The following is a 22,195-nucleotide window of genomic DNA, read 5'->3' as shown; positions in this document are numbered from 1 at the left end:
TCGACTACTCCCGCCGCAAGAGGACCGTCACGACGAAGACGAGCGCGACCAAGAGACCCCCGAGTAGCGGCAGCGACAGTTCGTTCTGATTCGATTGGTCGGCGTCGTCGCTCGTCTCGGCTTCGTAGTTCACCGTCGTCACCGTCTCCTGGGTCACGCCGTCGACGCTGTAGCGCACCCGTATCGGAATCGCCGTCCGGTTGTTCGCGAGTCGGGCATCGAGGTCGAAGGAGACGAAGTCGCTCGACTCGACGGTGCCGACGAAGTACTCGGGTTGGGGTTGCGCGGGCGAGACGTCTTCTTCGCCGACGACGCTGACGACGACGCTGTCGACGCGCTCGTTGCCGAGGTTGGCCGCGCTCCCGGAGATGGAGACGCGGTCGCCGGCGTCGTCGGTGCCGTCGGAGTCGACGCTCACACCAGTGAGGTCGATGCTACCGGGGTTCTCCGGTGGCCGGAAGTCGGCGTCGAACGTCTCGACGCTGCGGCGGCGTTCGCCGTCGGAGTCGACGTAGGTAAGCACCGCTCGCATCGGGATCCGCTCGCCCACCTCGGCGGTGGCGTCGAAGGAGAACGTCCGAGTCTCGCCAGCGTCGAGCGCCGCGGCGACGCGGTCGGGTTCACGGAACTCGATGTCGTCGCTCGCGAGCGAGAGTTGGACCTGTCGAACGCTGTCGTTCAGCCCGTTTGCGACGGTGACGTTCATCCGACGCTCGGCACCGACGACCGCTTCCTCGGTGCTCACCTCCAACTGCGGGTGCGGTTGCCGGACGGTGACGTCGAGCGGCTGGACGATTCGGCGCGTGTCCCCGTCGAACCCGCGGAGTTCGACGTGGACGTACAGCGTCTGCTGGCCCGTCTCGTTCAGCGTGACGTTCAGTTCCGGGCGCAGGGTGTCACCGGGGTCGAGTCGGCCGAGCGAGGAGCGCCCGGCGTACTGCTTGCTCGTTCGGTCGGCCGACTTTCGCACCCGAACGCTGTCGACGACGTACGGTTCGTCGCTGTCGTTCGCGTTCCGGAGCGTCGGTGTGACAGTGAACTCGCTCTCGGGGACCGGTTGGCTCGTCGAACTGTCGACGGCCACGGAGACGAACGTCTCGTCCGCGACCACGGGCGCGGCGAGAAACGGTCCCGCGACGACGCTCGTCAGGAGGGCGGCGACGACGACGCTCGCCGTCGAACCGGTGAGGAATTTCACGATATTGTACTATCCTACACACAAGACTTAGCCGTTTCCGTCCGGGTGATCACTCAGCCCAGATAAAATTACGAATCATATTGTCGAACCAATCGCGGCGAACGCTACCAGAGCCAGAGAAGACGGTCGGTGCGAGAGAGGCTGGCCCAGACGAGTCGCGGGCGAAACGAGACCGTTCGCTCAGGCGTGAAGGTACTTCTCGTTGAGCACCCACTCGTTTTGTTCGTCGCGGACGAGATACTCGCCGTAGTACGGCACCCGCTTTTCGACGACTTCGTGGAACGTCTCGCGAATCTCCGCGCGGGTCATGTCGCCCATCGGGCGCAGGTCGTCGTTGCGGTTGAGACAGCCCTTCAGGTAGCCCTCGTGGGTGACGCGGACGCGGTGGCAGTTCGCACAGAAGTTCTCGTTGCCGACGGGGTCGACGATTTCGACCATCCCACCTCCGACGAAGTAGCGCTTCCGGTCGTGCATCTCGCGGTGTTCGACGCGGTCGGCGATGTCGGCGAGCCAGTCGTGGACGCGCTGGATATCGATGCTCCACTCGGGTTTCCCCGTCAGTTCGGGCATGTACTCGATGAGCTGCAACTGGAGGCCGTCGTTCTCGGCGACGTGGTCGACCATCCCCTCGACGTAGCCCGCGGTGTGCTCGAAGACGACCATGTTCAGCTTCACCGGGTCGAGACCGGCATCGAGCGCGGCGTCGACGCCTTCCATCACGCGGTCGTACGCGCCGGATTTCGTGATTTCGGCGAACGCCTCCGGGTCGAGCGCGTCCTGCGAGACGTTCACCCGTTCGAGTCCCGCCGCCTTCAGGTCCGCCGCGCGGCCGGGGAGGAACGTCCCATTGGTCGTCAGCGACGTCTCCATCGAGTCGGGCGTCCGCTCGATGATCTCTTCGAGGTCCCCCCGTAACATGGGTTCGCCGCCGGTGAACTTCACCTTCCGGACGCCGAACTCCTCGACGACTTCGAGGAAGCGAACGACGTCGTCGGCGCTCATCTCGTCGTCCTGCGGGTCCATCGGCCCGCGGGTGTCGCCCAGCCCTTCGTTGTGGCAGTAGACGCAGTCGAAGTTACACCGGTCCGTCAGCGAGATACGGACGCCGGTGACGTCCCTGCCGAAGTCGTCCGTCAACATATGTCGTGAAAATTCGTGGGGACGTTCTTAAATGAGTGGGCGCTTTCGAGACACACGTAACCGGATTCGGTTTCGAACGTCCCGACGACCGCGTCCGGCGGTCACCGTCGCCGAGCGACGGCTCGACGCCTCAGAACGGCCTCCGTCTCACGCGCCGCGGTCGTAAACCGCGTCGGCGACGCTGTCGCGGTGGCCCTCGTTCGGTCCGCCGGCGATGGTCAGGAGACGCGCGTCGCGCAGGTAGCGTTCGATCCGCCGCTCGGTCGTGTAGCCGACGCCGCCGTGGAGCTGGAGCGCGTCGTTCGTCACGTCGACGGCGGCCTCGGTGGCGTACACTTTCGCCATGGCGAACTCGCGGCTCGCGTCGCGGCCGCGATCGGCGTAGTCGGCCGCCCGAAGCGTGAGCAGTCGCGCGGTGTCGACGCGGCGAGCCATCTCGCCGACGCGCCAGCGGACGCCCTGGTAGTCGCCGATACGGCCGCCGTACTGCTCGCGCTCGCTCGTGTAGGCGACGGTGTCTTCGAGCGCGGCGCGGGCGAGGCCCACGGCGCGCGGGGACGTTCACGCCAGTGGTCGCGTTCCCGCGCTCGACGAGCCCTTCGTCCACCTCGCCGATCCGCCGGTCGTCGGGGACGCGAACGTCGGAGAGCGTCACCTTCGGCGACTTCACGCTCCGCACGCCGAGGGTCTCCCAGACGGTGTCGATCTCGAACTCGTCGGCGGGGACGAGGAACGCGGTGACGTTCCGCGGAGCGTCCTCGGCCGGTCCGGTCCTCGCGTAGACGAGTACCTCGTCGGCGTCGTCGTAGTTCGTCACCCAGCGCTTGTGGCCGTCGAGCACCCACTCGTCGCCCTCCCGCGTCGCCGTCGTCTCGATACCCCGTTTGTCGCTACCGGCGTGCTCCTCGCTGAGTCCGAGCGCGCCGACGCGGTCGTAGCCCGCCATCGCCGGCAGGAAGCGCTCCTTCTGGGCGTCGGTGCCGAACCGCTCGACGATTTCGGCGACGCCGAGGTGGAGCGCGACTGCGCTCGCGACGGCCATGAGTCCCGCCGACAGTTCCTCGGTGACGAGCGCGAGTTCCACCATCCCCTCGCCGCGGCCGCCGTACTCTTCGGCGACTGTCAGTCCGGCGTACCCACGGTCGGCGAGGTCCCCGAGAATCGCTTCGGGGTACGCTTCGTTCCGGTCGAGTTCGTCCGCGCGCGGAACGACGTTCGACTCCGCGAACTCCCGAGCGTCGTCCCGAACTGCTCGCTGCGCGTCCGTGAGTGCGAATCGCATGAGGTACGCACACGCGGAGCGGGTAATAGTTGTATGCGATGGCGAGGGTTTGGGGTCGTCTTCGCCTCACCGCTTACATAACCCTTATTCGACCGACGAACCCACCATGAGGGCATGAACGAAGCCGACGTACGAGATCTCCTCCGGGAGGTCGAGGACCCGGACCTCGGCGAAGACATCGTCTCGCTCGGTCTGGTCAACGCCGTCGAGGTCGACGACAGCGTCGCTCGCGTATCGCTCGCGCTCGGCGCACCCTACGCCCCGAACGAGACTCAGATTGCGAGTCGCGTCCGCGAGGTGCTCTCGGAGGCGGGCCTCGACGTCGACCTCTCGGCGAAGCTGCCGTCGTCGCTCTCACAGAGCGAGCAGGTGCTGCCCGGCGTCAAGAACGTCATCGCCGTCGCCTCCGGGAAGGGCGGCGTCGGCAAATCGACCGTCGCCGTCAACCTCGCCGCCGGACTGTCGCAACTCGGCGCGCGCGTCGGTCTGTTCGACGCCGACGTCTACGGGCCAAACGTCCCGCGGATGGTCGCCGCCGACGACCACCCGCAGGCGACTGCCGAGGAGACCATCATCCCGCCCGAAAAATACGGGATGAAACTGATGTCGATGGCGTTTCTCGTCGGCGAGGACGACCCCGTCATCTGGCGCGGCCCGATGGTCCACAAGATTCTGACGCAGTTGGTCGAGGACGTGGAGTGGGGCGAACTCGACTACCTCGTGCTCGACTTACCACCAGGAACGGGCGACACGCAACTGACCGTCCTGCAGACGCTTCCCCTCACCGGTGCGGTCATCGTCACGACGCCGCAGGACGTGGCGCTCGACGACGCCCGGAAGGGGCTTCGGATGTTCGGCACCCACGGCACGAATGTGCTGGGAGTCGTCGAGAACATGTCGAGTTTCGTCTGCCCCGACTGCGGCAGCAGCCACGAGATCTTCGGCTCCGGTGGCGGGAAGGCCCTGGCCGAGGAGACGGACCTCCCGTACCTCGGCGGGATTCCGCTCGATCCAGACGTCCGAACCGGCGGCGACGGCGGCGAACCCATCGTGTTGGAGGAAGACGACGAGACGGCCGACGCCTTCCGCGTGCTGACCGAGAACGTCGCCAACAACGTCGGCGTCGTCAACCGGATGAAGCTCCGGTCGCAGCGATGACGGAGGAGGCCGTGGAGCCGGACAGCGGCGGTGAGAGCGGAGACGACCCCGACTGGCAGATGGCCCCCGACTCGGACGTGGAGTTTCCGGCGAACGACGAGCGCGTCCGAGTGCTCCGCGAGATAGCGGAGGACGTCTACGGCGAGAGCTCCGAGAGCCGTCAGTTGTCGGCGATCCTGTACCGCGTGAGCGACCTCTACGACGAGGAGGGGGAGACGTCGCCCGAGGAGATCTACCTGAACGTCCGCCACATCATGAACATCAAAGAGCAGGGCGGGTTGCGGCGGTAGTCGCGGATCGTTCGTACCGCCGCCCTCCCGCAGCGTTTTATCTCGCCTCCTCCAAGCCACCCCGTGGACGCCCACCAGCACAGGCTGGAGAACCCCTTCAGCATGGACGAGAACTGCACGAACTGCCCGGCGCTCTGCGAGACGCGCGAGCACATCGTCCACGGCTACGGCGACGTGGGCGCGGAGTTCCTCTTCGTCGGCGAGATGCCGAGCGCCGGGGCCGACGAGGCAGGGATTCCGTTCGTCGGCGACGCGGCGGGCGAACGCCTCCAGTACGTTCTCGGCGAACTCGGCTTCTCACGGTCGCCGCCGGAGTCGACCGACCCCGACCTCCAGAACGTCTTTCTCACGAACCTGACGCGCTGTCGCCACCCCGAGCGTGCGCCGACCGACGAGGAGATAGAGACGTGCGAACCGTATCTCAACGCCGAGATTCGGATGATAAACCCGCAAATCATCGTCCCCGTCGGCCAGCGGGCGCTCGAAGCGCTGGCGTTCGACTACACCACCCGCCGCGTCGAGAGCTTCGACGTCGACGCGGAACACGCGACGACGATTCGCGGCCGCGGCTTCGAACTCGTGCCGATGGTCGAACTCGACAGACAGACCGACGACCAGACCGAGGCGTTCGTCGAACACGTCACCGAGAACGTCTTCGGCCGCGACTACCGGCAGACGAAGGGCCGACGCGGACGGTAGCGTACGAGGGTTCGACCGCTCAGCTACCAGTACGGCGTCTCCGTCCTCACGGCCCGACGTATCGCAAATCGGACCATCACCGTGACACAGACCGCAACCAGTGTTGAGGCGACGACCGTCGCAGCCGACAGGCCGACGGCGAAGAACGTGAGTGCCGCCCCGAACCCCGCCGCTCCGATGACGACGACGACGACTCGCGTGACCTGCTTGAGGACGTCCATACCTCACGCGTCGGAATCGACGGCAAAGAGTATTGCTCCCCTGTCACTCATCTATTTCGATACACTCGTATCAGTATCAACGAACTGGATACGTCGTTTCAGAGAACGAACGTTGCTAGTAAAATTGTCGTTTCGGCATTTAGGAAATAATCCATAAAGCATTTAAATCGGTATGCCGGCACAACTGACGGATATGGATAGACCGGGCAATTCGAAGGGAGATTCAACGAATGATACGAGTCGAGCGTCGACAGCCGAGCATTCCGCCGATTCGGATTCTTCGGATGCGAGCGCGTCGGTGAACGACTTCGTCACAGCGCGTCGGACCGAAGTGGCGAGTGCGACGTACGACCCCGACGATCCGGACTCGCTGACGCTCGCCGTCGCGAAGGCGCTCGCGAGGGCGAAAGACACCGACCCCCTCCAACTGCAACCCCCCATCGGTAACGTCATCGACCTCGGCTTTGCCGAGGCGGTGTTGTCGAGCAACGCCGCGCCGGAGGCGACGCCGATGCGGTACGTCGGATTCACCTACGGAACGTACGAAGTCGTCGTCTTCAGCACCGGCGAAGTGGACGTGTACGAACTACCCCAGCAGCGATAACGTTCTCGTCGGTCGCGACGGGAGCGCGCGACCGCCGTTTTCTCTCCGTCTCTCCTGAATTCGATGACCGCCTCCGCGGCGACACACCAGCGAGTTCAAGGAGATGCCGCTACGAGGGACGAGCATGACCGTCGTCGCCGTTCTCGCCGACCCGCCGCGACCGGGCCTCGTCCTCCCGAACCTCGCCGAGACGAGTCCGCTCACCGAATCCGAAGCCGCCGACCTCTACGCCGCGATGCTGAGAGACACGTTCCTCGCCGCCGTTCGCTCGGGCGGCGAACTGCTCGTCAACTACCGGCCCGACGACCTCCTTCCCGACGAGTTCGTCACCGACGAACCGGCGGCCGCGGCGGTTCGCGCCGTCGCCGCCGACGCGCTCGGTGACCTCTCCGACGTCCGCGTCGAGAAACAGGTCGGTTCGACATTCGACGCCCGCGCGGGTAACACCGTCTCGCACCTCCTGAACACGGAGGGCGAGCAGTCCGTCGCTGTCGTCCGCGGGAACGCCCCGCTTCTCACGCGGACGCTCGTCGACTCGGCGGCGATGAAGCTCCGCTCGACGCCCGTCGTGCTCGGCCCCTCGACGGACGGTCGGTGCTACTACGCGGCGTTCACCGACACGATAGATTTCGCCGAGGCGTTCACCGCCTCCGAGATAGAGACGCTCGCCGCTCGTGGCCACGACGCGGGCCTCGACGTGGATTTCGTCCCGATGCAACCGACTATCGAGACGGGCGAGGACCTCCTCACTGTCTTGCCGATGCTGCACGCCCGGCGGGAGGCGGGACGCATCGTGCCGAAACACACCGCCGAGTTCGTCGCCGAGTTGGGTCTTCGCGTCGTCGCTGAGGACGGAGAGAAGCGAGTCGTCCGCGCCTGAGGACCGACGAATCACGAAGAAAGATAACCACAAACGAGACATCACGAACATGGATATCGACCCGATTGCTTCCGGAAGGGACGCCGTCGATCGCGTCGAGAAGGGTGACAGAGTCGTCTACAAGAACGACGGACAACCCCGACGAAAACAACCGCTCACGGTCTCCCGTACGACCAGACGCACGTCGCGGTCGGGGAGAGAACGGAAAGAACTAGAGCTAAACGGAAGTCAGGGTGGCTGTTATTTGATGACGTTTAGTCTCTCCAACGACGATGTATTTGCGGACGCTCTTCACGTCAATTTGAACGATGCGACGACGTTCCACCCAGAGGAATTCCACTTGATGGAGAGCGGATAGAACTGTTCGTTCCCTTCGTTATCGACAACTGCTAACGGAACCAAGTCGACCGTCACGTCTATACCACGGGCTTTCCAACCCGTGAGTGCGGTGGGATGGCAGAGTGGACTATTGCGCCTGCCTTGAAAGCAGGTGGCCTTCGGCCTCCTGGGTTCGAATCCCAGTCCCACCGCATTTTCGCGCGAACATTACGGCGAGCGGTGTCTCCGCTCGCCTCCGACGTGAGCATCTGATTCGGAGACGACTGGATTCGAGCAGACGAGTCGCAGTGCGGCCGGCGGGAGCGACCGTCTCGGCGAGTTCGAATTCCAGCCCCACCGCTCCACCTGTTTCCGCCTCGGTTCGCGCTCCGCGCGACCACTCGGCGCAAAAACCTGTCTTCGTGAACGAAGTGAGTGAAGTCTGCGGAAGTCGTAGACTTCCGCGACGCGACAAACGCGAAGCGCTTGTCAGCGGCTCGTCAGAGCTCTGCTCTGACGGTGGACCAAAAAGCCGCTCGCTCGACTACGGCCTCGTTCGCGGTACAGCGACTGGAGACCCCGGTTTCGGAACTCGTTCCGACAGATGCCGTGGGCCCATCCACTCGCCGAACACTCAGAAAAACCACAACGAAGTTACAAATCTCCAGACGCTGACGAGACCGTATGTCACACGTGCCCGAACGTCCGCATGAGTTCGTCTGCGAGAACTGTCACCTCATCTACGCCGGGACAGTCGTCAGGAGCGACGAAAACGAACACCACTACGAATCGCCGACCGAGTGCGCCGCCTGCGGGTCGACGGCGTTCGTCGAACTTGACGCGTATCCGCACACCAGATGAGAGCCTGCAGAGAAGGGTAACGGTTTTGCGACCACCGACCAACTGCCGGATATGGACTGGCCACACGACCCCGATGGCGAACAGGGTAGCGAAGGACGCCGAAAGTACGGCCACGCCGTCATCGCAAAGAAGGTCAACGAGGACGAGGATTTCCCGCTGAACCGCGACGAGTTCGTCTCCGAGTTCGGCGACGACCCGATTCGCCTCGACTACGAGCGCGTCGTCCCGCTCCGCGACATCTTCGAGGGCGTCGACCAGGAGGAGTTCTCGGATTTCGTCGACTTCCACAAGGCGGTCGGCCGCGCGATGCGCGCGAACGGCTACTGGTTCTACGAGGGCGCGGAGAACTTCACCCGCACGCGGTCGTAGGCGGCCGAAAACGCCTCCTTCAGGGTTCGGGCTCGCTCAGCGTCACCGTGTCGGAGAGTTCGCGGTCGAACGACTCGCGCTCCCAGTTGCGCGTCGCGTCGCCCGTGACTTCGGCGCGCACTTTCTCCTCTAGGAGGTCGACGGCGACGCTGTTGGCACCCTCGGGGATGATGAGGTCGGCGTGCTTCTTCGTCGGTTCGATGAACTGCTCGTGCATCGGTTTCACCGTCGAGAGGTACTGGTCGATGACGCCCTCCAGGTCCCGTCCGCGGTCGACCACGTCGCGCTCGATGCGCCGGAGAATCCGCACGTCGGCGTCCGTCTCGACGTAGAGGCGGAGGTCCATCATCTCGTTTATCTCCTCGTCGTACAGCGAGAGAATTCCTTCGAGGATGATGACGTCCGTCGGTTCGACGGTCACGCGCTCCTCCTGTCGGTTGTGTATCTCGAAGTCGTACTGCGGCATCTCGACCGACTGACCTTCGGTGAGCGAGGTCAACTGCTCGCGCAGTAACTCCCACTCGAACGCCGAGGGGTGGTCGTAGTTCACCTCGGTTCGCTTCTCGAACTCGAGGTGACTGAGGTCCTCGTAGTAGTTGTCGAGCGGGATTCGCGTCACCGACTCGCCGACGCTCTCGGTGATGAGTCGTGAGACGGTCGTCTTTCCCGCCCCCGTGCCGCCCGCGATGCCGATGACGAACGAGGGGATGGTCATTACAGATAGGCGTCCACCGAGCGATTTGAACCTACTGTTTCCGACGCTCGAACCGCGTTCGTTGACAGGTCGCGCAGCATCCGGCCGCGGTCTGTCCGTCCGAAATCGCGGAACAGAAAGATAGCACGTCGGGCGGATTAACTCTACTGGAGGTAGACTTTAGCCCATTTCCGGCAAACACTCTAGTATGAATACGGATGTCACGGTACGCGATGCCATGGAGCGAGAGTTCGTCGGGGTGAGTGAGTCGGACTCGGTTCGAGCCGCTGCCGAGTTGATGTTCGAGGAGGACGCCGACTGTATCGTCGTCCTCCGCGGAAACCGGCCCGTCGGCGTCGTCTCCTCGCGGGTGGCGCTGGGTGTCGTGTTGGACGACAGGGACGAGACGTCAGTCTCGGACGTGATGGTCGAACCGGAACCGATAGTGGAGTCGGAGACGGCGCTCGTCGTCGCCAAAGACCGGATGCGCTCGGAGGCGACGCCGTGGGCGCTCGTCGTCGACAACGGCGAACTCGTCGGGCTGCTCACCGAACGGGACATCCTGATGGCAGCGACGTTGACCCAGGAGGAGATGCGGCCGGAGAGCCGAGATCGGACGCCCGCCGGCGGCGAGTTCGGAGAGCCGAACGACAACCCCTCCGACATCGAGACGAACGGCGGCGTCGATTCGGAGGCGTACTCCTCGCAGAGCATCTGTGAGGTGTGCGGATCGCTCGCTCGGACGCTCTCGAACGTCAACGGACAACTCGTCTGTTCTGACTGCCGAGAGGTCTGACGGCGTCTGCCCGAGGAATTTCCAGAGACGCCGTTTCGCTGCCGACGCTCGGTGGGGAACGGCGTCGGTCGTCGACGTCCGAACCCAGCCGTTACTCCGCCGAGGACGCGTCGCCGCTCTCGGCGATGCGACACTCGTACTTCCGGAGCGATTCGCGCAGCGCCTCGCCCGCGTCGATGTCGAGCGATTCGGCGAGCGTCAGAAGCGAGAACAGCGCGTCACCGAGTTCGTCGGTCTTCACGTCGAGCGATTCGGGCGACGCACCCCACTGTGAGGATTTCGTCGCGTCGGCGGCGAGTTCGCCGACTTCGGAGGTAAGGTCCAGCAGTTGGTACGCCGGGTCGGCGTGCATCTCGTACCGGTCGAGGAACGCGGCAACTTGCTGCTGTTCGGGCATCGAACGGTGGTCGTCTCCCATGATGTCGACACGCTCGGGCGTCGAAGGAAATCGTTTCGAACTCCCGTTCGTCGGTCCCGCGAGCGCGCGACGATGGAATACCCTGCGCGCTCGATGCCATCGCTGCGGAAACCGACCGAAGAAAACGCTATACCGTTTGGCACGGAAAAATGGGTATCGAACCGAACGACGCCGACCGCGCTCGCCGACCTGGAGGCGGTTCTCCGTGAGCGTACAGATAGAATCCCCGAAGATGGAGGAGGCCGAGCGCATCGCCGAGCTATGGGTGACGCTCGCCGCTGGACAACGCGAGTTCGGCTCGCATCTCCACGCCGAGGCGAACCGCGGACAGATTCACGACGCCATCGCGCGACACGTCGTCACCGGCGGACTGCTCGTCGCGCGCGCGGACGACCGCGAACTCGTCGGCTTCGTCATGTTCGAACCGGAGACCGACAGCTACGCGCAGGACGTCTGCCGGGGGGCGATTCAGAACGTCTACGTCGACCCGGCGTACCGAAACGACGGCGTCGGGACCGCGCTCTTGGATGCCGCCGAGCGCGCGCTCGCCGACGCCGGCGCGGACGTGATCCATCTCGAAGCGATGGCCGGAAACGAGGCCGCCCGCAGGCTGTACGAACGCCGCGGCTACCGCCTCCACCGCGTCGAGTTGGAGAAGCGTGTCGAAAACGATAATACCGCCCCGACGGACCGATAACCCGCGGCGCGCCAGGAGAGCATGGGCGGTTCATGCACTCGACTTGTAATCGAGACTTCGTGGGTTCGAATCCCACTCCTGGCTTTTTCTGTGCCCGAACGGACGTGAGGGGTAACTCCCCGGAGGTGTCTTCGACACGAAGACCCTAGTGACCGGCAGTATTATCTCGAAATCCGGAGTACTGACCGGCGATGGCCCCGTCGAGCGAGGAAACCAGTTCGAAGCGAGACACCGGCACAGGGATGGCACTCGGTCTTGGTCTCGGTGTCGCAGTCGGCGTCGCGATGGATCAGTTGACTATCGGTATCGCGCTCGGGGTCGTGTTCGGCGTGGCGTTCGAAGCACATCAGTCTCGGAACGAGTCAACGTAGGCGAAAACGGCGTCTCCATCCGATAGGCGGCCGTTATCCGACTCTTCGACTCGTCCGGAGCCCTGTCTCACCTCCCCCGATTCGCTCAAAAGGGTTATGAGTGGGTAGCGAGTCAGACTAGATGCAATGGCGAAAGGTACGGTCGACTTTTTCAACGACACCGGCGGCTACGGATTCATCGAGACAGAAGATGCGGACGACGACGTGTTCTTCCACATGGAAGACGTCGGCGGCCCGGACCTCGAAGAGGGACAGGAAGTGGAGTTCGACATCGAGCAGGCCCCGAAGGGTCCGCGCGCGACGAACGTCACCCGACTCTAAGAACCGAAGTCACTCGAAACGGTTCTTCACCGAACTACCTATTTTTTAGCGACTACTCCGGTAGCGGGTCGCTTCGCGGTTCGAGAACCGACGAAGTCGCTCCGACACAACCGGTCGCTTAACCGCGCGGGCGGATACGTTCGAGATATGCACCCCGACGAAGTCCGTCAACGGTGGGCCGAACGCTCCGGCGAGTTCTCCCCGGACTACTACGCGTACTACGGTCCCGACGAAGCGAGCGAGGCGATTCGTCGGCGCATCGACGCCGAGTTCGACGCGGACGCGTCGATTCTGGAACTCGGGTGTAGTTCGGGTCGGCATCTCGCGCACCTCCACGACCACGGCTACCGGAATCTCCACGGCATCGACGTCAACGAGGAGGCGATGACGGTGATGCGGCAGGCGTATCCCGAACTCGCCGCCGCGGGAACGTTCCACATCGACACCATCGAAAACGTCGTCCCGGAGTTCGACGACGACGCCTTCGAGGCGGTCTACTCGGTGGAGACGCTCCAGCACATCCACCCCGACCACGAGTGGGTGTTCGACGAACTCGCGCGCATCACGAGCGACTATCTCGTCACCGTCGAGATAGAGGGTGCGGCCGACGAGTGTACGGAGGGAACCGAACTCGGCGAAAGCGGCGGACGCTCCGAAGGAAACGAGGTCTCCGAGGTGAACTACGTCGACGACGAGTTCCCCCTCTACTACCGTCGCTGGGGGCGAATCTTCTCCAACCGCGGGTTCGTCGAGACGTCGGCTGAACGCCTCAAAAACGACACACTCCGCCAGTTCCGGCGTCGCTCCGAGTGAGCAGTAGGCGAGCGACGCCTCTCGCGACGTCTCACCACGCGTTCGGCACCGGTTCGCGCTTCGCTCCGTGGCGGCGGGCGGCGCGGAGAAGGTGTGTCAGGTTGCCGCGGTGAGTCCACGGCGCGGAGTGTGCAGTATCCGACTGCGCAGTGACAGATATGCGGTAGGGCATAAATAACTACGTCAGACGGGCGTACGACGTGTGTCGGCGGACCCTGATGGGCGAGTGACGAGACTCGATTGCGAACCGTAACCGATGGGTGTGCTAACTAGTGGCGACACATACAAATATCAGGAGCATGGACCCACCAGCGTGTCAGTCGAGGATCCGATTGCCGACGCGCTCTTGGGCGAATCCGCCTACGAGCGACTGCAAGCGGAGCGACACACCCTCTTTCAGCAATCTATCGCGCGGAAGCTCACGTGGCAGGGGTACCTCCTATTCTCGCTCGCGGCGCTGTATCCGGCGCTCACGTCGTTGCCGCCGACGGTGCGGCGGTCGTACTTCGCCGACTCCGTCGCGTTCTCGGCGCCGAAAGTGGCGTTCATCGCGATGGTCGGCGTCTCCCTCGTCTCGCTGACCGGCGTCGGCCACGCGGCGGTGGGCGTCTGGCGGCTTCGACTCGGTCGGTCGATGGGCGAACCGAAGGCCCGCGAACTGCTCAACGTCGAGGCGGTCTGTTCGCTGCTCGGGTTCGTCACGGGCGGGTTCGCGACGGCGATGGCACACGCGTTCGTCCTCCTGGGATTCGGCGGCGTCGACGCCGTCGAGGGATACGTCGCCGCGGGTGGCGGCAACCCCTTCACGCAGGCGGGCTTCGGCGTCGACGTGGTGACCGTCTCCGTCGTCGCACTCGTCTCCGGCGTCTGTCTCCTGATTCTGGCGGCGGTGCTCTCGATGGAGGCGTCGGTCCGCGGGTTCGACCGGGAGCTGTGACGGCGGCGAACCCTGGTGAGTCTTGGCGAACCTGACGAACCTCGGCGAACGTTTATGTCGAATCGGCGTACACTCTCGGTACGATGGATGGAGCAGACCGGTTCTTCCTCGGCGTCGTACTGCTGCTGTTCGGACTGATTCTGCTCGGCGTGGCGCTCGCGCTCCTCTGATTCCAAGAAATTTTATATACAGGTACCGCCGAAACGTATCGATATGCCTGAATGTGAGAACTGCGGCGCGTTCGTCACCAGCGCGTACGCCCGTGTCTTTACGCCCGAAGGGATGGAGAACCCGCGGGTCTGCCCGCGCTGCGACGATATGGTTAGAGACGGTTCGACGGTCCGGAAAGCGCGCGCTCCGAGGAACCGATAGCCGCTCAGACGAGCGAGTACCGGTCTGAGTCGGCGTCGCGCCCGACAAGTCCCTCCCCTTGCAGCGTCCGGAGGATGCTGTAGAGCGTCAGTTTCGTCATGGCGAGACTCTCTTGGAGTTCCGCGACGGTGGCGTCACCGTGTGTCGAGAGGTACAGGTACACGAGTTTTGCGCGCGGCGACCGGAGGGTATCGGGCACGGTTGCCCGCTGACTCGATTGAGACATCATCTTGCTCCGGCCAACGTCTTCGACAATAATAAAATCCCTCTACGACAGTTGTCGAACCTTTCAGGAAGCGACGAAATCGGTCTCTAGAGCCGCCATCAGACGATTACTCCGTATTCGAGTAACGCTCGAAACGTCCGGTAGGCTGGACTTTCAGGCGGTAAGCTTTCGACTGTCGTCGTGATTTGCCGGAACCTTGACAATCGTTCGTCATCGAACCAGTGCGGCGGTCGAACGGAAGGGGCGGGAGTCGAACCACGCGAAGCCTACGTAATCCACCGTGGATGCGTGCGCACCCGAACGGCGGTTGCTCTACCACTGAGCTACCCTTCCACGTCGGACTACTACCGACGGAAGCTAATACTCATTGGTCACCGGGCGTCGAAAAACGGAAAGACGGCGCTTCAGTAGCTGCGAATCTTCGGTTCGTACGTCTTCTCCTCGCCTTCGAGGATGACCGGCTTGTACCACAGTTCCGGCGACCCGTCGTTCCACGACAGCATCGTGTGCTTCAGCCAGTTCTCGTCGTCGCGCTCCTGGTGCTCTTTACGCCAGTGCGCGCCGCGGAACTCGTTTCGCGCGAGCGCACCGAGCGTGATGGCCTCCGCGAGGTCGAGGATGTTGCGCGTCTCGATGGTCTGGATGAGGTCGGTGTTGTACGTCCGCGAGGGGTCGTTGACGTACACGTCGGTGTAGCGTTCGCGCGCCTCTCTGAGGTCGCGTAGCGCCTGCTTCAGGCCGTCCTTCTCGCGGAAGACGTTGACGTGCCGCGTCATCGACTTCTGGACCTCCGAGCGAATCTCGGCGTGCTGGACACCGTCCTCTTTGGTCATCAAGCGGTCGATGCGGCGGTTCTCGGCGTCGACGGCACGAGTGACGATTTCGTCGCCGGTCGCGGCGACGGCACCGCCGTCAGGGGCTTTCCCGCCGTCGGCGACGGCGTCCTCGTCCGTTCCTCGAACCGCACCGGGGGCGACGGGCGTGTCGACTTCGCCTGCTTCCCACTCACCGCGCTTGCCGGTCGTGATCTCGGCCGTGCCGAGGTCCTTGCCTGCGGCGTGCGCGCCGGCGCGGCGTCCGAAGACGATGAGTTCCGGGAGCGCGTTGCCGCCGAGACGGTTCGAGCCGTGAACCGAGGCACAGGCGCACTCGCCGGCGGCGTAGAGTCCTGTGATGCACGTCTCGCCGTTCTCGTCGGTCTCGACGCCGCCCATGGCGTAGTGCTGGCCGGGCTTGACCGGCATCGGCTCTTCGAGCGGATCGACGCCCTCGAAGTCCTCCGAGAGGTGGACGATGTTCTCGAGGCGGTCGATGATGCGCTCCTCGCCGAGGTGGCGCATGTCGAGGTGGACGTACTCGTCGTCGATGCCGCGGCCGGCGTTGATCTCGGTCAACTCGGCGCGCGACACCACGTCGCGGGAGGCGAGTTCGCCGGCGTTGTTCGCGTAGCCGTACTCGAACATCAGCCGCTCGCCGTTCTCGTTGTAGAGGATGCCGCCCTCACCGCGGACACCCTCGGTGATGAGAACGCCCGTCGACGGCAGCGTCGTCGGGTGGAACTGGATGAACTCCATATCCTCCATCGGGACGCCCGCGCGGTAGGCCATCGCCACCCCGTCGCCGGTGTTGGCGACGGCGTTGGTCGTGTGGTCGTACACCTGGCCCGGGCCGCCGGTCGCGAGGATGACGCCGTTGCGGGCGCGGAAGCCCGACACCTCACCCGACTGGATGTCGTAGGCGACGATGCCGTGGCAGGTGCGGTCCTCGGGAACCTCCTCGTCGGAGACGGCGAGGTTGAGCACGTACCACTCGTCGTACACCTTGATGCCGCGCTTGACGAGCTGCTCGTACATCGTGTGGAGCAACTGGTGGCCCGTCTCCGCGCCCGCGTACGTCGTCCGCGGGAACGAGAGGCCGCCGAACGGCCGCTGGCTGACGCGGCCGTCGTCGTCCCGGGAGAACGCCATCCCCCAGTGTTCGAGTTGGATGGTCTCCTTCGGGCTGTCCTGACAGAGCGTTTCGATGGCCGGGGCGTCGCCGAGGTAGTCCGACCCCTTCATGGTGTCGTACGCGTGGTCCTCCCACGAGTCGCCGTCGCGGAGCGCGGCGTTGATGCCGCCTTCGGCCGCGCCGGTGTGACTGCGTACGGGGTGGAGTTTCGAGACGATAGCCACGTCCGCCCCCTCTTCCTGCGCCGCGATGGCGGCGCGCAGACCGGCGCCGCCCGCGCCGACTACGATTACGTCGTGTTCGTACATATCTGATTTCTGATCGTTGTTAGGACTGGGTGAACTTGAGGTTCACTACCAGAACTTCAGGTTGTTCTTGACGGCCTCTCGCTTGAGTTCCTGGATGTGCGCCGTCAGCGGGATGTCTTTCGGGCACACCTCGGTACAGGAGAACTGCGTCTGACAGCGCCAGACGCCGTGTTCCTGTTCGAGGATGCGCATGCGGTGCTCTTTCATGTCCGAGCCCTCGCGTTCGTCCATCGCGAAGCGGTACGCCTTGTTGATGGCCGCCGGGCCGAGATACTCGTTGTCGCCCGCCGCGATGTTGCACGAGGACATACAGGCACCGCACCAGATGCATCGTGTCGACATCTTCACTTTCTCGCGGTTCTCGCGGGTTTGGCGCTGCTCTTCGAGTTCGCCGTCGGGCAGGTCGTTCGTCTGGAAGTACGGCTCGACCGCCTCCATCTGGTCGTAGAAGTGTTCCATGTCGACGACCAGGTCCTTGACGACCTCCTGGTACGGCAGCGGTTCGACGCGCACCGGCTGTTCGAGGTCCGATAGCTGCGTCTTACAGCAGAGTCGCTGACTCCCGTTGACGAACATCGCGTCGGAGCCGCAGATGGCCTGTCGACACGAGTGCCGGAAGGTGAGCGAGGAGTCGAAGTGGTCCCGCGCGTAGATGAGCGCGTCGAGGACGGTCATCCCCTTGTGGTAGGGGACGTGGAACTCGTCGAACCGCGGTTCCTGTTTGCCTTCGACTTCGGGGTCGTAGCGGAACACCTTCAGGTGGTAGCGACTCTCGTCGCTCGCGGCCTCCTCCTCGGTCCGCTCGCGCTCGCGTTCGGCCACCCGTTCACGGCGCTCGGTCTTCCGCTGTTGACGCTGCTGTTGTGCGACGGGGACCGACTCCGTTTCGGTCTCCGCCTCCGACTCTTCGGTTTCTTGGGTTTCGGGTACTTGCGTGCTCATGTTAGAGTGGGATGCCTCCGGCCCACGCGAGGGCGGTCCGGACGCCTTGGACGATGAGAACCGCGCTGGCGACGACGAGCGTCCACTTCACGACGCTCAGCTTCGTGCCTTCCAGTCCCTGGTTGACGAGCGCGTTGTAGACGCCGTTGACGCCGTGGAACGTCGCGGTGACGAGGAACAGAATCATCAGCGAGAAGTACGTCAGCGTCTCCATCCGTGCCTGACTCGCGGCGAACGTCACCTCGTCGGCGTGGTTGACGAAGTGCAGGAGGAAGAAGTGGAACGCGAGCACGACGACGAGAAACGCCGCGGTGATGCGCTGCCACAGCCAGCGGCGGCCGCCGCGCTCGAACGAGGAGTAGCGTTCGGCCATCTCAGAACGCCCCCGCGACGAACGTGGGGATGCTCGCGACGACGATAGCGCCCGTCAGCACCAGCGACGCGTAGAAACTCTTGTCCTGTGCCTCCAGTCCGACACCGAGGTCGACGAACAGCAGTCGGAGTCCGTTGAGGATGTGGAACACCGCCACCGCGAGCAGCCCCACTTCGAGGATGCGCACGATAGGGAGTGCCTCCAGCCCTTGGATGGTGTTGGTGTACGCTCCCGCGCCCGTCAACGCCGTCGAGAGAACGGCGATGTGGGTGAACAGGTAGCCCACCAGCACCCATCCGGTGAACTTGTGGAAAATCCAGGCCCACATGCCGGCCGAGAACTCCCGCCAGCGGCCGAAGTCCTCCACGAGGCCTCGATTGTACGATTGGCTCATACTCCCGTGAGTCTCAGAACCGGGGTGCTATAGAAGTTACGTGTATCCGCTCGTCGACTCGGGGCGGTCTCCCTGTTTTGCCGCTTTCTAGCTCGGAGAAAAACGTCTCCGGGGGGAAAACCGAACACGTCGCGAACGAGACGAACCACGTCGCGAACGCTACGTCTCGGCTTCCGCGGCGGGCGACTGCTGGCGTTCGAGCACCCGCCGCGTGGACGTGCTCAGTTCGACGAGGTGGCAGATAGGGTTACCCGGGTACACCACCGGATTCTCCAAAATACCGACGAGCAGACCCGTGAAGGGCGCTTCGACGGTGACGTTGTCGTCGAGAAACGGGTTCGTGATGGTGCAGATACGGTCGCCCTCGTGGACGAGCGCCCCCCGCGAGTAGTGCATGTCGACGATACCGCCGGCGTCGGCGCGAATCCACGTCTTCTCGCGGTCGCCCGTGATGACCGTCCGCCACCCCGGCCACCGGACCGTGTCGGTCTCCGCGAGGCCGTACTCCGCGAAGACGCTCCGGACGCCGTCGAGCGCCTCGTCAATGAGGTCGCGCTGGAACCGGTGGGCCTCGCCCATCTCCAGCGTAATCGTCGGGACGCCCGCTCGTGTCGCTTCCCCGCGGAGCGACCCGTCCGGTCCCTCGCCGGCGAGGATGACGTTCGACCCGAACGCGTGAGCGAGTCGATTCACGCCATCGTCGGCGAGGTTGCCGCGGACGTGGAGCATGTTCGTCCGGCCACGCGTGGAGGTATGAAAGTCGAGTCCGACGTCGCACGGTTCGATGAAGTTTCGGAAGATCTGGTAGGCCATCCGCTTGGCGCTCGTCGAACTCTCCGAGCCCGGAAACGACCGGTTCAGGTCGCGGTCGAGAATCGGGAGGTACCGCTGCTGGGCGAGAAAGCCCGGCACGTTCAGTACGGGCATGCAGACGAGCGTCCCGCGGAGGTCGGTGTGGTCCCACCCGTGGGCGACGGTTCTGACCACTTCGATGCCGTTCAGTTCGTCGCCGTGCGCCGCCGCCGAGAGAAACACCGTCGGGCCGTCGCGCTCGCCGTTGACGATGGTGACCGGGATGCGAACCGGGTCGCCGAGATACGTCTCGCTCACGCTGTACCGCAGGTTCTGCGTCTCGCCCGGGCCGACCCTCCCCCCGTTGTAGGTGAAGGCCGAGTCGTCGCTCATGGGCGTCTCTCTGACGGGCCCGTATATAAACACCTGCAACGGAATCGCATATAACACGTCGGTGATTTGAATATAAACCGCCGCACCGTCGCCGTCACGCGGACGCGCCGGCGCTACACGGTTGTGAGCGTCGAGCGGTGTCCGGACCGGCATATCTTTGAAACTGCATCCGGTATATCTGCCTACATGGCACTTTCAGACGACGAGGCGGTGCGTGTCGGGGTTCTCTCGCTGCACAACAGTAAGGAGACCAAGGCGATTTTGAACGCCATCGAGGAACTCGGTCACCGGCCGGTGTGGCTCCGCCGCGAGAACACCGCGATGAGCATCGAGGACAGCGAGGTCTCTATCGAACCCGGCGTCGACATCATCGCGAACCGACTACTGCTCTCGAATACCGAAGAACCCGCGGAAGGACTCGGCTTGGCGGCGACGTTCAACCGCGTCCGGCCGATGCTGAACGAACCCGGTGCGGTGCTGACGGCTATCCACAAGTTCGCGACGGCGGCGACGCTGGCCGACTGGAACATCCAGGTTCCCGATGCCTTGCTCGCGCTCTCGAACGACCGACTGAACCAGGACCGCGAGCGCTTCGGCGACGTCGGCGTCTACAAGACCGCCATCGGCACCCACGGCGGCGGCACGTGGAAGGTCGACCTCACCGAACCCGTCAACCCGAAGGTCGGCAACCGCCAGGCGTTCCTGCAGGAACTCATCGAGCGCGACAGCGACCGACACCGCGACCTACGCGTCTACGTCGTCGGCGAGGAGATCGTCGGCGCGATGCACCGCTACGCGCCCGAGGGCGACTGGCGGACGAACGTCGCCCTCGGCGGCGACGTGCAGAACGCCACCGAGACAATGCCCGACGAGGCGGCCGAAACCGCGCTCTATGCGGCTGAAGTCATCGGCCTCGACTACGCGGGCGTCGACCTCGTCGAAGGTAACGACGGCTGGTATGTCCTCGAAGTGAACCCGACCGCCGGGTTCAAAGGCCTCTACAAGGCGACCGGCAAGAGCCCCGCGCCGCACATCGCGCAACTGGCTATCGAACGTGCCGGCGGCGACGTCGACGACACGCGCGTCGAGGAACTGTCGAACACTCTCGACGACTCCCGTCCGTCGTGCATGCCGCGCATCGAACCGCCGGAGAACCAGGAGGTACCGATGATCGGCTACATCGAGGACGTGGTCGTCAGCGGGACCAGCGGGTCGACGCAGACGCTCGCCAAGTCCGACACGGGCGCGACGCGGACGAGCATCGACACGTCGCTGGCCGCCGAAATCGGTGCGGGACCCATCAAGAGCATGACGCGCGTCAAATCCGGGAGCATGAAGCGCGGGAAGGCACGCCCGGTCGTCGACCTGGTTATCGGTATCGGCGGCAACCAGCACACGGTTACCGCGAGCGTCGAGGACCGCAGTCACATGGACTACCCGCTGCTCCTGGGCCGCGACATCCTCGAACACTACCGCGTCGACGTCCGTCGGCGTGCCGATGTCGATTCGAAAGACGACGCCGAACGCGAAGAGGAGTATCTCGAATAACTGAGTCGGTCGTCGTCGCCGTCGCGGTCTGCTGTCCGTTTTCTCTCTCACCCGGCGTTCGACCGAGACGCATTTGCCTTCGCACTCCCTGACTTACGTCGTTCACAGCATGACAGACGAGGCCGAGTCCGTCCTCCGTCGAGACCTAGTAATGGCGGAACTCATCGACAGGCACGACCCCTACTCCGAACCGAACTGGACCGAGTACGAACGGCTCTGCATCTCCATCATCAACCAGCAGCTCTCCACGGCGAGCGCGGCCGCCGTCAGGGGGCGGGTGTTCGACCTGCTGGACGGCGAGGTCACGCCCGAAGCCGTTCTCGACGCGGACGAGCAGGCGCTGCGCGACGCCGGGCTCTCGCGGATGAAGACCGAGTACCTCCGGAACGCCGCCCGCGCCTTCCAGCAGCACGATTTCACGAGAGAGGCGCTGGCCGAGTACACCGACGACGAGGTCGTCGACCGACTCACCGAGATCAAGGGTATCGGGGAGTGGACCGCGGAGATGTACCTCCTGTTCGTGCTCGACCGCGACGATATCTTGCCGCTCGGCGACCTCGCGGTTCGTCGGGGTATCGAGCTGCTGTACGGCGACGGCGAGGAGATGACGCGCGCCGAGATGCGCGAGGTCGCCGAGCAGTGGCGTCCGTACCGCTCGGTCGCGACGAAGTACATCTGGGCCGAGTACGAGTCCGACTCCTGAGTGCGTCACAGCGCGTCTCTTCGAGCTTCACCGACGGACCGCGCGTCGACTCCGCGGGCGATTCCGCGCGTCGGAGACCGTCGACCCGCTGCCCTCCGCCGAGCGCGTCGGCCTCGCGTCGAATCCC

General features: G+C 64.4%; 29 protein-coding genes, 3 tRNA genes and 1 pseudogene. 19 read left to right on the top strand and 14 right to left on the bottom strand.

Annotated elements, in window-relative coordinates:
• Window positions 1-4: 4 nt before the first annotated feature.
• From LAQ74_RS03680 to LAQ74_RS03665, 4 genes and pseudogenes are all read right to left on the bottom strand, one after another.
• Window positions 5-1,198, bottom strand: coding sequence for a COG1361 family protein (locus LAQ74_RS03680; RefSeq protein ID WP_224335204.1), 1,194 nt, complete (start codon window positions 1,196-1,198; stop codon window positions 5-7).
• Window positions 1,199-1,378: 180 nt separating this feature from the next.
• Complete coding sequence (moaA, locus tag LAQ74_RS03675; protein ID WP_224335202.1) at window positions 1,379-2,338, bottom strand: GTP 3',8-cyclase MoaA; 960 nt, start codon at window positions 2,336-2,338, stop codon at window positions 1,379-1,381.
• Between the two features lie 147 nt (window positions 2,339-2,485).
• The gene (locus LAQ74_RS03670) at window positions 2,486-2,884 is read right to left on the bottom strand and encodes an acyl-CoA dehydrogenase family protein (RefSeq protein WP_224335200.1); all 399 of its coding nucleotides are present in this window, start codon (window positions 2,882-2,884) and stop codon (window positions 2,486-2,488) included.
• A gap of 151 nt (window positions 2,885-3,035) precedes the next feature.
• Window positions 3,036-3,620, bottom strand: a pseudogene (locus LAQ74_RS03665) (acyl-CoA dehydrogenase family protein); the annotation flags it as partial.
• Between the two features lie 114 nt (window positions 3,621-3,734).
• Here LAQ74_RS03665 and LAQ74_RS03660 point away from each other — a divergent pair.
• The 3 genes from LAQ74_RS03660 to LAQ74_RS03650 all read left to right on the top strand — a co-directional run bounded on the left by LAQ74_RS03660 (window position 3,735) and on the right by LAQ74_RS03650 (window position 5,767).
• The gene (locus LAQ74_RS03660) at window positions 3,735-4,778 is read left to right on the top strand and encodes an Mrp/NBP35 family ATP-binding protein (protein WP_224335198.1); all 1,044 of its coding nucleotides are present in this window, start codon (window positions 3,735-3,737) and stop codon (window positions 4,776-4,778) included.
• Complete coding sequence (locus LAQ74_RS03655) at window positions 4,775-5,068, top strand: DUF7976 family protein (protein WP_224335196.1); 294 nt, start codon at window positions 4,775-4,777, stop codon at window positions 5,066-5,068. The genes LAQ74_RS03660 and LAQ74_RS03655 overlap by 4 nt, the downstream gene beginning before the upstream one ends.
• A 63-nt stretch (window positions 5,069-5,131) precedes the next feature.
• A complete protein-coding gene (locus LAQ74_RS03650; protein WP_224335194.1) occupies window positions 5,132-5,767 on the top strand; it encodes a uracil-DNA glycosylase in 636 nt (211 codons plus the stop codon).
• Between the two features lie 23 nt (window positions 5,768-5,790).
• Here LAQ74_RS03650 and LAQ74_RS03645 read toward each other — a convergent pair whose 3' ends face one another.
• Window positions 5,791-5,988 (bottom strand): hypothetical protein, encoded by a 198-nt coding sequence (locus LAQ74_RS03645; RefSeq protein WP_224335193.1) that lies wholly within the window; start codon window positions 5,986-5,988, stop codon window positions 5,791-5,793.
• Between the two features lie 298 nt (window positions 5,989-6,286).
• Here LAQ74_RS03645 and LAQ74_RS03640 point away from each other — a divergent pair, with 298 nt between their 5' ends.
• The 6 genes from LAQ74_RS03640 to LAQ74_RS03615 all read left to right on the top strand — a co-directional run bounded on the left by LAQ74_RS03640 (window position 6,287) and on the right by LAQ74_RS03615 (window position 9,020).
• A complete protein-coding gene (locus tag LAQ74_RS03640) occupies window positions 6,287-6,592 on the top strand; it encodes a HalOD1 output domain-containing protein (protein ID WP_224335192.1) in 306 nt (101 codons plus the stop codon).
• Between the two features lie 124 nt (window positions 6,593-6,716).
• Window positions 6,717-7,472 (top strand): TIGR04282 family arsenosugar biosynthesis glycosyltransferase, encoded by a 756-nt coding sequence (locus LAQ74_RS03635; RefSeq protein ID WP_224337374.1) that lies wholly within the window; start codon window positions 6,717-6,719, stop codon window positions 7,470-7,472.
• Between the two features lie 49 nt (window positions 7,473-7,521).
• A complete protein-coding gene (locus tag LAQ74_RS03630; RefSeq protein WP_224335191.1) occupies window positions 7,522-7,830 on the top strand; it encodes a hypothetical protein in 309 nt (102 codons plus the stop codon).
• Window positions 7,831-7,919: 89 nt separating this feature from the next.
• A tRNA-Ser gene (locus LAQ74_RS03625) sits at window positions 7,920-8,002 on the top strand.
• 472 nt (window positions 8,003-8,474) lie between these two features.
• Window positions 8,475-8,651, top strand: a complete 177-nt coding sequence (locus LAQ74_RS03620) for a hypothetical protein (RefSeq protein ID WP_224335190.1) — start codon at window positions 8,475-8,477, stop codon at window positions 8,649-8,651.
• 51 nt (window positions 8,652-8,702) lie between these two features.
• A complete protein-coding gene (locus LAQ74_RS03615; RefSeq protein ID WP_224335189.1) occupies window positions 8,703-9,020 on the top strand; it encodes a DUF5785 family protein in 318 nt (105 codons plus the stop codon).
• Window positions 9,021-9,039: 19 nt separating this feature from the next.
• Here LAQ74_RS03615 and udk read toward each other — a convergent pair whose 3' ends face one another.
• Window positions 9,040-9,735 carry a uridine kinase gene (gene udk, locus LAQ74_RS03610; protein WP_224335188.1) on the bottom strand — a complete coding sequence of 232 codons (696 nt, stop codon included), beginning with the start codon at window positions 9,733-9,735 and terminating at the stop codon, window positions 9,040-9,042.
• 187 nt (window positions 9,736-9,922) lie between these two features.
• On the opposite strand from udk, the gene LAQ74_RS03605 reads away from it, so the two are divergent.
• Entirely contained in the window at window positions 9,923-10,510 is a 588-nt protein-coding gene (locus LAQ74_RS03605) for a CBS domain-containing protein (RefSeq protein ID WP_224335187.1), read from the top strand.
• A 91-nt stretch (window positions 10,511-10,601) separates the two neighbouring features.
• Here LAQ74_RS03605 and LAQ74_RS03600 read toward each other — a convergent pair whose 3' ends face one another.
• Window positions 10,602-10,907 carry a MazG nucleotide pyrophosphohydrolase domain-containing protein gene (locus tag LAQ74_RS03600; protein ID WP_224337372.1) on the bottom strand — a complete coding sequence of 102 codons (306 nt, stop codon included), beginning with the start codon at window positions 10,905-10,907 and terminating at the stop codon, window positions 10,602-10,604.
• A gap of 226 nt (window positions 10,908-11,133) precedes the next feature.
• Here LAQ74_RS03600 and LAQ74_RS03595 point away from each other — a divergent pair, with 226 nt between their 5' ends.
• The 7 genes from LAQ74_RS03595 (at window position 11,134) to LAQ74_RS03565 (ending at window position 14,439) form a co-directional block, all read left to right on the top strand.
• Window positions 11,134-11,625, top strand: coding sequence for a GNAT family N-acetyltransferase (locus tag LAQ74_RS03595; protein ID WP_425498507.1), 492 nt, complete (start codon window positions 11,134-11,136; stop codon window positions 11,623-11,625).
• Window positions 11,626-11,635: 10 nt separating this feature from the next.
• Window positions 11,636-11,709, top strand: a tRNA-Thr gene (locus tag LAQ74_RS03590).
• Window positions 11,710-11,816: 107 nt separating this feature from the next.
• Complete coding sequence (locus tag LAQ74_RS03585) at window positions 11,817-11,996, top strand: glycine zipper domain-containing protein (RefSeq protein ID WP_224335182.1); 180 nt, start codon at window positions 11,817-11,819, stop codon at window positions 11,994-11,996.
• Between the two features lie 126 nt (window positions 11,997-12,122).
• Window positions 12,123-12,317, top strand: coding sequence for a cold-shock protein (locus LAQ74_RS03580; RefSeq protein WP_117592850.1), 195 nt, complete (start codon window positions 12,123-12,125; stop codon window positions 12,315-12,317).
• A 147-nt stretch (window positions 12,318-12,464) separates the two neighbouring features.
• Complete coding sequence (locus tag LAQ74_RS03575) at window positions 12,465-13,130, top strand: class I SAM-dependent methyltransferase (protein WP_224335181.1); 666 nt, start codon at window positions 12,465-12,467, stop codon at window positions 13,128-13,130.
• A gap of 313 nt (window positions 13,131-13,443) precedes the next feature.
• On the top strand, window positions 13,444-14,067 hold the full coding sequence (locus LAQ74_RS03570) for a hypothetical protein (protein WP_224335180.1): 624 nt from the start codon (window positions 13,444-13,446) through the stop codon (window positions 14,065-14,067).
• A 213-nt stretch (window positions 14,068-14,280) separates the two neighbouring features.
• Window positions 14,281-14,439: a DUF7563 family protein gene (locus tag LAQ74_RS03565; RefSeq protein ID WP_224335178.1), complete on the top strand. Its 159-nt coding sequence runs from the start codon at window positions 14,281-14,283 to the stop codon at window positions 14,437-14,439.
• Window positions 14,440-14,443: 4 nt separating this feature from the next.
• On the opposite strand, the gene LAQ74_RS03560 is transcribed toward LAQ74_RS03565, so the two are convergent.
• The 7 genes from LAQ74_RS03560 to LAQ74_RS03530 form a co-directional block, all read right to left on the bottom strand.
• The gene (locus tag LAQ74_RS03560) at window positions 14,444-14,668 is read right to left on the bottom strand and encodes a helix-turn-helix domain-containing protein (RefSeq protein ID WP_224335177.1); all 225 of its coding nucleotides are present in this window, start codon (window positions 14,666-14,668) and stop codon (window positions 14,444-14,446) included.
• A 232-nt stretch (window positions 14,669-14,900) separates the two neighbouring features.
• Window positions 14,901-14,998 (bottom strand) — tRNA-OTHER (locus tag LAQ74_RS03555).
• Window positions 14,999-15,069: 71 nt separating this feature from the next.
• Window positions 15,070-16,923 carry an FAD-binding protein gene (locus tag LAQ74_RS03550; protein WP_224335176.1) on the bottom strand — a complete coding sequence of 618 codons (1,854 nt, stop codon included), beginning with the start codon at window positions 16,921-16,923 and terminating at the stop codon, window positions 15,070-15,072.
• A 45-nt stretch (window positions 16,924-16,968) separates the two neighbouring features.
• Window positions 16,969-17,865, bottom strand: a complete 897-nt coding sequence (locus tag LAQ74_RS03545) for a succinate dehydrogenase/fumarate reductase iron-sulfur subunit (protein WP_224335174.1) — start codon at window positions 17,863-17,865, stop codon at window positions 16,969-16,971.
• A 1-nt stretch (window position 17,866) separates the two neighbouring features.
• Window positions 17,867-18,238 (bottom strand): succinate dehydrogenase hydrophobic membrane anchor subunit, encoded by a 372-nt coding sequence (locus LAQ74_RS03540; protein WP_224335173.1) that lies wholly within the window; start codon window positions 18,236-18,238, stop codon window positions 17,867-17,869.
• A gap of 1 nt (window position 18,239) precedes the next feature.
• A complete protein-coding gene (sdhC, locus tag LAQ74_RS03535) occupies window positions 18,240-18,632 on the bottom strand; it encodes a succinate dehydrogenase, cytochrome b556 subunit (protein ID WP_224335172.1) in 393 nt (130 codons plus the stop codon).
• A 159-nt stretch (window positions 18,633-18,791) separates the two neighbouring features.
• On the bottom strand, window positions 18,792-19,817 hold the full coding sequence (locus LAQ74_RS03530; RefSeq protein ID WP_224335171.1) for a succinylglutamate desuccinylase/aspartoacylase family protein: 1,026 nt from the start codon (window positions 19,815-19,817) through the stop codon (window positions 18,792-18,794).
• A 186-nt stretch (window positions 19,818-20,003) separates the two neighbouring features.
• On the opposite strand from LAQ74_RS03530, the gene LAQ74_RS03525 reads away from it, so the two are divergent.
• Together LAQ74_RS03525 and LAQ74_RS03520 are read left to right on the top strand one after the other, a co-directional pair.
• Window positions 20,004-21,365: a putative ATP-dependent zinc protease gene (locus tag LAQ74_RS03525; RefSeq protein ID WP_224335168.1), complete on the top strand. Its 1,362-nt coding sequence runs from the start codon at window positions 20,004-20,006 to the stop codon at window positions 21,363-21,365.
• A 109-nt stretch (window positions 21,366-21,474) separates the two neighbouring features.
• Window positions 21,475-22,068: a DNA-3-methyladenine glycosylase family protein gene (locus LAQ74_RS03520; protein WP_224335166.1), complete on the top strand. Its 594-nt coding sequence runs from the start codon at window positions 21,475-21,477 to the stop codon at window positions 22,066-22,068.
• Window positions 22,069-22,195 lie beyond the last annotated feature (127 nt).

This window comes from Haloprofundus halobius (genome assembly GCF_020097835.1).
GTDB classification, from domain to species: domain Archaea; phylum Halobacteriota; class Halobacteria; order Halobacteriales; family Haloferacaceae; genus Haloprofundus; species Haloprofundus halobius.
Note: the sequence above shows the minus strand (reverse complement) of the source record. Positions and strands in the feature narration are given on the sequence as shown.